Genomic DNA, 11,978 nt, shown 5'->3' on the forward strand with positions numbered 1-11,978 from the left:
CCCGGACGCTCACCCGAAAAGCCCCGCCGGAGCAGAGCCGGTAAAGGGGGGACGCCTCCGCCGGCGGCCTCCCGTCGATGTGCCGGGCGCCGCCCGGCCTCCGATCCGTGACGGGGTCCGCCCGGCCTGCCGAGCATTGCCCCGACGCTTGTCAACGACTCAGGGGCCCATCCAGCAGAGCTGGATCGGCGACCCTTCACCCCGGGCGCTGGCGCAGCAACCCGAGGTCCAGGCTGGTGTACTCAAGCTCATGTTTCCGGAATGTTTCGCGCACTGCGCGTGCGTGAGAAAAGTGGTTCCGGCCTCCGGAAATCAAAGCCCGCTTACTTTTTTCAGCGCTCCCGGGACCCGCCCCGGGGCGCCCGAGGAGGGCCCCGGGGCGGGAGCGCGCCCGCTCCCCTCGCCGAGGTGCCGGAGGTGGGGGGTCCGCCCCCTCCTCCTTGCCCAGGCCGGCGTGGACCCACCCCCCCCGGCGCCGTCCGGGGATGGCAGAGCCCGCCTCCACGGCGCCCCCGAGGGGTGGCTCCCCCCTCCCGGACGAGTCCCCCCGCGCTCGCCTTGTTCTTGCGACGCGGCTCGAATAGTCTCCGCTGGCGAATCCAGTCGCGGGATAGCCCTGCCTGATGGCTTTGCCGAACAAAGCGAAGATCCCGGTAGGCACGGTCCTCGCCGGAAAATACCGCATCACACGCGAGATCGGGCGCGGCGGCATGGCTGCCGTGTACGAGGCCGAGCACATCGACATCGGCAAGCGCGTCGCGATCAAGGTGCTCGCACAGGAGCTGACGACCTCCGCCGTTGTGGTCGAGCGCTTCCTCCGCGAGGCCCGGGCCGCCGCGTCGATCCGCAGCCCGTTCATCTGCGACGTCTACGACTCCGGCAAGCTCGACGACGGGCGGCCCTTCCTCGTGCTCGAGCTCCTGGAAGGCGAGTCGCTCTACGAGCGCATGACCGTGGTCAGGTACCTCGATCCGGAGACCACCGTCACGGTGGTCTCCCAGGTGTGTCGAGGGCTCACCAAGGCGCACGCCGCCTCGATCGTCCACCGCGACCTCAAGCCGGAGAACATCTTCCTCACGAAGGACGAGGAGGGCCGGCTCTGCGCGAAGATCCTCGATTTCGGGCTCGCGAAGTTCTACGCGCCCGTCGACGGCGGCGACGCGCAGGCGCGCCTCACCCGCGAGGGCGCGGTCTTCGGAACGCCGGCGTACATGAGCCCGGAGCAGGTGCGCGGACAGGGAGCGGTCGATCATCGCGCCGACCTCTGGGCGCTCGGCTGCATCACCTACGAGTGCCTCACCGGCCGCACCGTCTGGCAGACCGAGCAGGGCGTCGCGATGACGTTCGCGCAGATCGCGAACGCGCCGCTGCCGCAGCCCTCGGCGCTCCGCCCGGATCTGCCGCCGAGCTTCACCGCGTGGTTCGAGAAGGCGCTCGACCGCTCGATCGATCGCCGCTTCCAGACCGCGAAGGAGTTCGCCGACGAGCTCTCGATCGCGCTCGGCGTCGCGCAGCCGACGCCCCCCCGCGGCGCGGAGCCGTCGCAGGCGGGGCTCCTGCCGACCGGCGGCGACCCGCCGGCCGACGTGACGTTCGATCCGCCGGGGGTCGTCCGTGTGACCCCCAACGAAGCGCGGCGCACCGTCCCCTCGGGCCCGGCGGAGCGCGGGATGGATCCGTTCGCCGGGCTGGACTTCTCGAGCTCACCGGGCGGCACGCCGGCCGGGCGCGTGAGCCAGGGCGCGGGGCAGCAGATCACGTTCTCCGGGGGCTCGGGCGAGGCCTCGGTGTCCGATCCGCTCGCGCAGCGCTCGCCGCCGAGGCGCGGCGGCGCCGGTCGCGCGCTCGTCGTCTTCGGCGTGCTCGTGCTCGCCGCGGGCGCCGCGTACGCGGGCTACCGCCAGTTCCTCAAGCCGACGGCGCTGCCGCCCGTCTCGTCGAGCGCCGCGCCGCCGCCGGTCGTCAGCGCGCCTTCGTCCTCCGCGTCGGCGGCCGCCGCCGTGCCGGCGCGCGCCGACGCCCAGCCCGAGCCGCCGGGCCTGCAGTGGCCGCCGCTCGTCGCGCAGGCGCAGGAGTCGATCGCCGCCGGCGATCTCAAGGCCGCGCTCCGGTTGCTGAGGGACGCTCAGGAGAAGGGCAACCACCCCGTGCCTCGGACGTTGATCGAGCACGTGCAGGTCGCCCTGAAGGACGCGAGCGGCAAGGCGCCCTGCCAGCTCACCGGGCTCGCCCGGCCGCGCACGCACGATCTCGTGCGCGAGGGCGGCCGCGCCATCGGCGCCAGCCGGCCCTCGCTCGCGCTCGGGCCGCGCGGCGCGGTGATCACCTGGACGGACTCGCACGAGGGCACCGAGCACGCGTACACGGCGGCGCTCGACAGCGCGATGCGCCCGTCGTCCCCCGCGCTCGACGTGACGCCCGAGGGCCGAGCCATCGGGCGCCCCGAGCTGACCACCGCCGGCGATCGGCTGGTGCTCACGTACTGGGACGGCAAGGGGCCGGAGGCCGGCGTGTACGTGCGCTGGCTCGACGCCAGCGGCCGGATCGACGGCCCCGCGATGATGGTCGCCCGCTTCCCTCGCGGGGGGAACTCCTGGCCCTCGCTCGCGCGCGCCTCCGAGGGCTTCGTGATCGCGTGGTCGGACGACGGGGACAACGCCTCCTCCGAGGACCTCTTCATGCGCCGCCTCTCGCCGAACCTCGATCCGGTCGGCGAGATCATCCGGCTCACGGACGTGACGCCGACGGGCCCGTCGAAGCCGCGCGTCCGCTTGCCCTCGATCGCGGTGACGAGCGACGTGATGCACCTCGCCTTCCGCTTCGATCGCGATCCGATGCGGGTCATCCAGTACATGCGCCTGCCGCTCGCGAGCGCCGACAAGGGGCTCCCGCCGGCCGCGCCCGGCAAGCGGGCCGATCGCGCGCTCGGCGAGCTGTCGCTCGTGAACAGCGACCGGGCCCGCAGCGACAGCCCTTCGCTCGCCTGCGGCGCGGCCGGCTGCTTCGTCGTCTGGCACGGCGAGGCGCCGATCGGGGGCGCGTCGGCTGCGTACATCGATCCGGCCAAGGGGCAGCCGCTCTGGCGCAAGAGGTTCTCGAAGACCGGCGCGCGCCCGTCGGTCGCGATCGCGCCGAGCGGTCAGGCCCAGCTCGTCTGGTTCGAGCAGGGCCGCATGCTGACCGCATCGATCAACCGCGACGGCATCGGCGCGCCCACGAAGTTCGCCCGCGTCAGCGGCGATCAGCCGGCGCCATCGATCAGCCCCGGCGCGAAGCCCGGAGAGTGGTATGTCGCCTGGCTCGACTACGAGGCGGGTCATCTCGAGCCCTACGCCGCTCGCATCCAGTGCCGGTGACCCCATGCTCATCCTCCCACCTCGAAGCGAGGTCCGCGCCCGTCCCATCGAGACCGAGCGGCTGCTCCTCGTGCCGATCGATCCGTCGGACGGACCGGAGCTCTGGCTCGCGGTCAGCGGCTCGCGCGCGACGCTCCAGCGCTGGCTGCCGTGGGTGCAGTTCCACACGGATCCGGCCGCGAGCGTGCGCTTCGCCGAGGCGTGCGCCGCCGACTGGGATCACGGCAGGGCGCTGCGCTTCGTCATCCGCGAGCGCGCGCACCGCACGCTCGCCGGGGTGGTCGGGCTCGAGTCGTGCGTGCACCTGCACCGCTCCTGCGAGCTCGGGTACTGGCTGCGCAAGGAAGCGACCGGGCGCGGCCTGATGACCGAGGCGGCGAAGGCCGCGCTCGCGTTCGCGTTCGGCCACATGGGCGCGCACCGGGTGCGGGTCGCGGCCGCCACGGACAACCACGCCTCCCTCGCGGTCATCGGTCGGCTCGGCTTTCGCTTCGAGGGCATCGCCCGGCAGGCCGAGTGGTGCGACGGCCGCTGGCTCGACCACTCCGTCTTCGCGCTCCTGGCGACCGACCCCAGGTGAGGCGGGTCAGCCCCATCGCGCTCGGGGCGCCCGAGGCGGCCCGTCCGCCCCCCGAAGCGCGCTAGCATCCTGCCCTCGCCGTGGCTCGCCGTCGCCTCCTCCGCTGGCCTCGCGGCACGATGCCGCTCGTGCCGCTCGCGCCCGCGATCGTGATCGTCGTGGGGATCGCCACGGCGGTGGCGATCGCGCTGATCGGCATCCGCCAGCTCGCCAGGATGAGCGATCAGGCCGCGAGCCTGCGCGCGGAGGTGCTGGCCGCGACGCTCGCGGCGCGGCTCCATGGGACCGCCGACGCCGAGCGGACCGAGGTCCTCGGGCAGGCGGCGCGGCGGACCGGGTCGGAGATCCTGCTCGTCGAGCAGAACGGCCATGTGCTGGTGAACGAGAGCTTCGGCGCGCCGGCCAAGGCCGACATCTTCCAGATGCTCACGCGGGGCAAGGGCGAGGAGACGACCTCGCTCGGCCGCGTCCGGTTCGCGGCGCGCCCGCTCCGCCCGCCGCTGTCCCACCTCTCGGTGATCACCTTCGTCTCGGCGCCGAGCCCGCCGCCCGACTCGCTCGCCCTCGGCAACGCGGTCGCGGCGCTCACGACGCTGCTGCTCGGCGTGGCGGTCGCGGTCGCGCTCTCGTTCACCAAGGCGGCGCGCGATGACGTCGACTACCTGCGCGAGCGCATCACCGCGATGGCGCACGGCCACGGCCGGAGCGCGTCGAGCACCGACCTCATCCAGACCGAGCCGGTGCCGATCAGGTCGCTCGACCAGGTGGGCCTCCTGACGGCGGCCTTCAACCTGCTGATCACCCGCTTCGCGGCGGCGGAGCGCTCCTACCGGGCGGATCTCCAGCAGGCGTCCGCGATGGACCGCGAGCGCTCGGCGTTCCTCGCGGGGCTCAGCCACGAGCTGCGCACGCCGCTCAACGCCATCCTCGGGTTCGCGCACGTGCTCGAGAGCGAGGTCGACGGGCCGCTCAGCCAGGACGCGCGCGAGGCGCTGTCCGTCATCCGGCAGAGCGGCGAGCACCTGCGCACGCTCATCGACGACATCCTCGATCTGTCGGCGCTCGAGACGGGCAAGCTCCAGCTCTCCCGCCGCGCCGTCAACCTCCGCGTGCTCGTCGATCAGGTCATGCGGGAGGCGTCCGCCGCGGCGCGCGACAAGCCCATCCAGCTGCGCGTCACCGGGGACCACGGCCTCCTCGCGCACGCCGATCCGCGGAGGGTGCGGCAGATCCTGACGAACCTCGTCTCGAACGCCGTCAAGTTCACGGCGCGCGGCTCGGTGGCGGTCCACATCGCGGCGCGCGGCCGCTACGCGACCATCGCCGTCCAGGACACCGGCCCCGGCATCCCGCCGGAGGAGACGTCGGCGGTCTTCGAGGAGTACCGGCAGACCGGCGACGTGCGCTCTCGCCGGGCCGGGACGGGGCTCGGGCTCTCGATCGCGCGGCGCCTCGTGATGATGCACGGCGGGACGATCCAGCTGGAGAGCGAGCTCGGGCGGGGCTCGACCTTCACGATCACCCTGCCGCTCTGGGTCGCCCCGCCCCCCCAGCCCGCGCAGGTCCAGCCGCCCGCGCCGGACGCGGCGGTGACGCCCGTGAGCGAGCCGGGCAGCGGCCGGCCAGGAGGGAGGATCGCATGAACGAAGAGCGCATGAGGGACGACGCGATCCACTTCGCGCGGCGCGTGCTCGTCCGCCAGGCGCTCGTCGGCGTCGCCGCGTTCGGGGCGATCGCGGCGCTCGCGCCGAAGCTGCTCATCCTGGAGCAGGACGTCGCCGCGAGCGTGCTCTCGGTCGGCGCCAAGATCGCGCTCGCCGCGATCGTCGCGACCACGCTGCTGACGCTGCTCCGGCTGCGCACGCACCGGAACCTGCTGCGGTCGCTCATGATCGGCTCGCGCGACATCGATCACGAGGAGCTCGAGCGGTTCGCCGAGCTGCCGCCGTCCTTGGCGCTGCGGTTCGTGCTGGCGAGCTCGACGATCTCGAGCCTCACGATGATCCCGGGGATCAGGCCGGAGAAGCTCGACGACGGCCGGGCGGTCAGCCTGCTCATCCTCGCGATCACGATCCTCTGCGCGTCCGCGATCCCGCACTACGTGTTGACGCGCGCCACGACGTTCAGCCTCTTCGAGATCAGCCCGGTCGAGGCGATCGGCGCCTTGCTCGAGACGGCCGAATTTTACCAGACGCCGCGCCGGCGGGTCACCTACAAGCTGCTCCTCGCCGTCGCCGCGCCGGTGCTGCTCGTCGGCGTCGGGGCGGTGCTGATCGCGAACGCGCACCTCCAGACGTTCATCGAGCGGAGCCGGCGCACGACCGCGGGGCTCATCGCGCGGACGGCGCTCGATCCGTCGCTCGGGGCCATCGCGGAGGCCGATCGCAACGACGTCGTGGCCGCCGCGGCGGAGTACGGGTTCCTCGCGCGCGTGCAGCACGACTGCGTGAGCGCGGAGCCCTCCTTCGGCCGCGAGGCCGACGGTCAGATCGCCGTGATCACGCCGCTCGACGGCGGCTGCGCCAACATCCGGTTCTCGGCCGACCTCGAGCCCTCCGCCGCGATCTGGGGCGCGCTCGTCGCGCTGCTCGCGGTGCTGGTCGCCGGCGTGCTCGGCAACCTGTTCGGCCGCGTCCTCGCCGCCGATCTCGTGCACGCCACGAAGCAGGTGCGCCTGCTCGGCACGGACAGCGTGCTCCGCGGCGCCACGCAGATCGCCCGCCCCGCCCGGTTCGCCGTCGTCGCCCGGCTCGGGCACGCGATCGAGGATCTCGCCGAGCGCTTCCGCGTCTTCGCCGCGGCGCAGGAGCGCGCGCTCGAGGCCCGCGAGGCGGCGCAGCGCATGCGCGGCCTCCTGTTCGCGAGCGTGAGCCACGACCTCAAGAGCCCGCTGAACGCGATCCTCGGCTTCGCCGAGCTCGTGGGCCAGGAGGACCTGACCGCCGCCCAGCGCGAGAGCCTGGAGCTCATCTCGACGCGCGGCCGCGAGCTCCTCGGCCTCATCGAGTCGATCCTCGACGCCGCGCGCGTCGAGGCCGGCCAGCTCACGCTCGAGCCTCAGCCGACGTCCGTCGGCGCGCTCATCGCGGGCGCGATCCGCAAGGCGCGCGAGCTCGCGAGCGACGCCGACGGGGAGGTCGTCGTGGAGGTCGGCGACACGCTGCCGCTGATCCCGGTCGATCAGGCGTACGCGACGCGCGCGATCGCCGTCATCGTGGCGCACGCGCTCAGGACCGGCGCGGCCGACCCGTCCGCGCGCCTCGTGCGCCTCACCGCGACGATGGCCGGCGAGTTCAACAGCGAGGTCCGCATCGACATCGAGTACGGCAGCCGCGACGTGCCGCCCGACGAGCTGGAGGCGCTGTTCAGCCGGCAGACCACGGCGCGCGGGCGCGGCCTGACCCTCGGCCTCAGCCATGCGCGCTCGGTGATCGAGCTCCACGGCGGCTCGCTCGAGGTGGACGGCGCCCCGGACGGCCGCCCGCTCTGCCGCGCGCGTCTGCCGCGCGTCCCGCCGCCGCGCCGCCCTCGCCTGTCATCGGTCCCCGCGCTCGGCTGACCTCGCCCGCGGCCGCCGGCGGCGCGCGATCCACGCTCCTTCCGCGCGCGGGATCGCTTCCCTTCGCCCTCCGCCCGCGGTACTCCCGGGGCATGCCTGAACGGGCGCTCTCTCCTGCCGAGACAGGCGACGACGATCGCTTCGACCGCCTCTTCCGGCCTGCCTCGCTCGCCGAGTACGTCGGCCAGGCCAAGCACACGGAGAACCTGAAGGTCTTCGTCGAGGCCGCGCGCCGCCGGCACGAGCCGCTGGACCACATGCTCTTCTGCGGTCCGCCCGGGCTCGGCAAGACGACGCTCGCCCACATCCTCGCCCGCGAGATGGGCGTCACCCTCCACGTCACGAGCGGGCCGGCGATCGAGCACAAGGGCGCGCTGGCCGGGCTGCTCACCAAGCTGGAGCGCAACGACGTGCTCTTCATCGACGAGATCCACCGGCTCACGCCGGCGGTCGAGGAGAGCCTCTACCCCGCGATCGAGTCGTTCAAGATCGACATCATGACCGGCGACGGCCCCTACGCGACGACGATCCAGCTCGCGCTGAAGCCGTTCACGCTCGTCGGCGCCACCACCCGCACCGGGCTGCTCACCGCGCCGCTGCTGTCGCGGTTCGGCCACGTCGTCCGCCTCGATTTCTACCCCGTCGAGGAGCTCGAGCGCATCGTGCAGCGCAGCGCCGGCCTGCTCGACGTGCCGATCGACGCCGGGGGAGCGCGCGAGATCGCCGCGCGTTCGCGGGGCACCCCTCGCGTCGCCAACCGCCTCCTGCGCCGGGTGCGCGACTTCGCCGAGGTGCTCGGCGACGGCGCGATCACCATGGCGATCGCGCGCAAGACGGCGGAGCGGCTCGAGATCGACGCGGCCGGCCTCGACGAGATGGACCGCAGGCTGCTGCGCGTCATCATGGATCACTACGACGGCGGCCCGGTGGGCGTCGACACCCTGGCCGCGGCGCTCAGTGAGCCGCGCGACACCATCGAGGACGTGTACGAACCGTTCCTGCTGCAGCAGGGCTTCCTCGGCCGCACGCCCCGGGGCAGGATCGCGACCCGCCGCGCGTACGAGCACCTGGGCGTCGCGGCTCCCGCGTCGAAGCAGGGGGATCTCTTCTCGTGACCCGCGCCGCGCGCGCGGCGCCCCGATGCGCCGCGCCGCCACGCGTCGTCCGCCGCGCTTGGTGAGCGCGCCGGCGTTGCGCCGTGATCCGGAATTCTCTCATCGCTCCAGCGTGGAATCGATAAGCTTGCGGTGTGTCTCGCCGTGATCCTGTGCTCGTCGTGGATGACGACGCCGTCAGCCGGCAGATGCTGCTGCACGCGCTGGCCGACGCGGGCATCGAGACCGTCGCCGTCACCTCGGGCGCGGAGGCGCTCGCCTGGCTCAAGGCGAGCGTGCCCGCGCTCGTGCTGCTCGATCTGGTGATGCCGCCTCCGGACGGCTACGTGGTCCTCAGCGCCGTACGGGACGATCGCCGCACGCAGGACGTCCCGGTCGTCGTGCTGACGGCGCTCGACGCGGACGAGGAGGTCGCCCGCGCCTTCGAGCTCGGCGCGGACGACTTCATCCGCAAGCCGTTTCGCCCGGCCGAGCTCATCGCCCGCATCCGCGGGCAGCTCCGGATCCGCGACTACGTCGACGCGCTCGCGCGCAAGGAGCACGACGCGAAGGTCGTCCTCGAGCTGACGCAGGCGCTCTCCTCGACGCTCGACTTCCGGAACATCCTCTTCACGGTCGTGCGCCGCATCGCCGAGGTGGCGCGCGTCGACCGCTGCAGCATCGTGCTCGTGCGCGACTCGGGCGACGTCGGCTACGTGGTCGCCGCGAGCGACGACAAGGAGCTCCGCGATCTGCCGATCGATCTCGGGAAGTACCCGGAGATCCAGCGCGTCATGCGCACGGGCGACGTGCTCGTGATCGACGACGCCAAGGCGCACCCGCTGTTCGACATCGTGCGCGCCGAGCTCCCGGAGAACGCGTTCCGCTCGCTCGCCCTCCTGCCGATCCTGTTCGAGGACAAGCCGCTCGGCGTGCTCTTCCTGCGCGGGCGGCAGCCGGTGGCCCCCCACGCGCACGAGCTCTCGCTCGCGCGCACGGTCGCGAGCGCCACGGCGATCGCCCTGCGCAACGCGCGCATCCTGCAGTCGCTCCGCGATCAGACGCAGCAGAGCACCTTCGCCCGGTTCGAGGCGGAGCGCCGGCTCAAGGCGCTCCAGCGCTACGCCGACTTCTTCCACTCGACGGCGGACGGCATCATCGTCGTCGATCCCGACGGCCACATCCTCTTCTCCAACCCGCGCGCCCAGGCGATCACCGGGCGCACGGCGGAGGACCTCGAGAAGGCGAACCTGGCCGACCTCGTCGACCCTCGCGAGCACCCGCTCCTCGAGGAGATCCGGGCCGGCTTCGCCAAGGGGTCGTTCCCGCACATGGTGGACTTCACCGTGAGGCGGGGCGAGCCCGAGCACGAGAAGCTCATCCTGAGCTTCAGCTTCAGCAGCGTCCTCCGGGAGGAGAGCGGCGCCGTCCTGGTCAGCTTCCGCGACGTCACCACGGAGCGCGCCACCGAGGCGGAGCTCACCAAGACAAAGGAGTTCTTGGAGCGGGTCATCGAGAGCTCCGTCGACGCGATCGTGTCGGCCAACATGGAGGGCGTCGTCCTGCTCTTCAACCGCGCCGCCGAGCGGATCTACGGCTATGACGCGAAGGAGGTCGTCGGCGCGATGAACGTCCGCGCGCTCTACCCCGACCACAACGCCGAGCAGATCATGAGGCTCATCCACGCGAAGGAGCACGGCGGCCCCGGCCGGCTCGAGGGCTACCGGACCGAGGTCCTCGCCAAGGACGGGTCGCGCATCCCGGTGCACCTCTCCGCGGCGTTGATCTTCGAGAACGGCGTCCCGGTCGGCTCCGTCGGCATCTTCACCGACCTGCGCGAGCGGATGCGGATGGAGGCCCGCCTCACCGAGGCGCAGGAGGAGCTCCGCGCTCGCGAGAAGCAGGCCATCATCGCGGAGCTCGCGGGCGCGGCCGCGCACGAGCTGAACCAGCCCCTCACCAGCGTGCTCGGCTACGCCGAGCTGATCTGCCGCCGGATCGACGACGCGTCCCCCATCAAGGGGGCGGCGGCCACGATCCGCAGCGAGGCCGAGCGGATGGCGGAGATCGTCCGCAAGATCGGCAAGATCACCCGCTATGAGACGAAATCCTACGTCGGCGCCGCGAAGATCATCGATCTCGACAGATCGAGCGGCGACGACCCGAACAGGGTGATCGGGTGAGCGGGAGGAGCGCGGAGCGCCTGGGGAAGCGGCCGTTGTCCGACGCTCCCGTCACGCTTCGAAAGCCCCTCACCCGGGACCTCCCGCTCGAGTGGATCGACAACCTGCTGATCGCGTCGAGCGAGCTGGATCCGTCCGCTTCCGCCGAGCAGCGCGCCTCGGCGCTGCTCGGCGCAGCCGCGAAGATGCTCCCCGACTGCGGTCTCGGCGTGTACATCCCGGGCGCGACGTGCGCGCAGGTGGTCGTCCGGGTATCGCCGCGCCCGCGCCGCGACGACGGCCGCGATCCGGCGCGGCTCCTCCCGGAGTTCGCCTTCGAGCGCGTCGCGGCCATCGAGCCCGAAGGGCGCTCAACGATGCACATCGCGGCCGACGACGCCGGGCACCTCGACAGCGCGCCGATCCAGGCGCTGGTCGACCGGCTCGTGCTCACCCTGGGCGCCTCGCTCCGCGAGGCGCGCGCGCACGAGTCGCTGCGCGCCCAGGTCATCCAGGCCGAGAAGCTGGCCTCCCTCGGGAAGATGGCCGCCGGCGTGGTGCACGAGCTCAACAACCCGCTCACCTCGATCCTCGCCTACTCCGAGTACCTGCGCCGCAAGGGCGAGCGCAGCGGCTTCGATCCCTCGGACATCGAGCGGCTCGCGCGGATCAACGAGGCGGCGGACCGCATCCTCCGCTTCTCGCGCGACCTCATCACCTACGCGCGGCCGTCCACGGAGAAGCCGGGCGCCGTCTCCCTCCACGACATCATCGAGCGCGCGCTGGTCTTCTGCGAGCACCTGCTCGACCAGACCGGCGTCACCGTCGAGCGATGCTTCGGCGAGATACCTCCCGTGCGGGGCGTCATCGACCCGCTGACGCAGGTGTTCGTCAACCTGTTCACGAACGCCGCGCACGCGATGCACGAGCACGGCGGCTGTCTCGGCATCACCACCGCGATGTCGCCGGAGGACGGCTACATCACGGTGACCATCCAGGACGAGGGGCACGGGATCGACGTCGAGCACCTGCCGAGGATCTTCGACCCCTTCTTCACGACCAAGACCGACGGGAGCGGCACCGGGCTCGGCCTGAGCATCGTCAGGAACATCGTCGCCTCGCACGGCGGCAGCATCCGCGCGGAGGCGTGTGCCCCGCGCGGGACGGCCTTCTACCTCGACCTGCCCGTCGCGCTGCCGTCCTCGGGCCGCCGCTGAGCGGGAGCCG

General features: G+C 72.6%; 7 protein-coding genes. All 7 read left to right on the plus strand.

The genetic code is table 11. The features are described from left to right. The first annotated feature begins 623 nt into the window (after positions 1-623). Complete coding sequence (locus WMF20_RS40625; protein ID WP_437607092.1) at positions 624-3,356, plus strand: serine/threonine-protein kinase; 2,733 nt, start codon at positions 624-626, stop codon at positions 3,354-3,356. 4 nt (positions 3,357-3,360) lie between these two features. Continuing rightward, on the plus strand, positions 3,361-3,936 hold the full coding sequence (locus WMF20_RS40630; protein WP_129579305.1) for a GNAT family N-acetyltransferase: 576 nt from the start codon (positions 3,361-3,363) through the stop codon (positions 3,934-3,936). A gap of 80 nt (positions 3,937-4,016) precedes the next feature. Further along, positions 4,017-5,579 (plus strand): sensor histidine kinase, encoded by a 1,563-nt coding sequence (locus WMF20_RS40635; RefSeq protein ID WP_237244556.1) that lies wholly within the window; start codon positions 4,017-4,019, stop codon positions 5,577-5,579. Beyond that, positions 5,576-7,495 carry a sensor histidine kinase gene (locus WMF20_RS40640; protein WP_129579306.1) on the plus strand — a complete coding sequence of 640 codons (1,920 nt, stop codon included), beginning with the start codon at positions 5,576-5,578 and terminating at the stop codon, positions 7,493-7,495. Before WMF20_RS40635 ends, WMF20_RS40640 begins: the two co-directional genes overlap by 4 nt. A gap of 92 nt (positions 7,496-7,587) precedes the next feature. Next, positions 7,588-8,610, plus strand: coding sequence for a Holliday junction branch migration DNA helicase RuvB (ruvB, locus tag WMF20_RS40645; RefSeq protein WP_437607093.1), 1,023 nt, complete (start codon positions 7,588-7,590; stop codon positions 8,608-8,610). Between the two features lie 134 nt (positions 8,611-8,744). Next, on the plus strand, positions 8,745-10,772 hold the full coding sequence (locus WMF20_RS40650; protein WP_237244557.1) for a PAS domain S-box protein: 2,028 nt from the start codon (positions 8,745-8,747) through the stop codon (positions 10,770-10,772). 35 nt (positions 10,773-10,807) lie between these two features. Next, a complete protein-coding gene (locus WMF20_RS40655) occupies positions 10,808-11,968 on the plus strand; it encodes a sensor histidine kinase (protein WP_437607094.1) in 1,161 nt (386 codons plus the stop codon). Positions 11,969-11,978: the final 10 nt, after the last annotated feature.

Source organism: Sorangium sp. So ce834, assembly GCF_051521425.1.
Classification (GTDB): domain Bacteria; phylum Myxococcota_A; class Polyangia; order Polyangiales; family Polyangiaceae; genus Sorangium; species Sorangium cellulosum_D.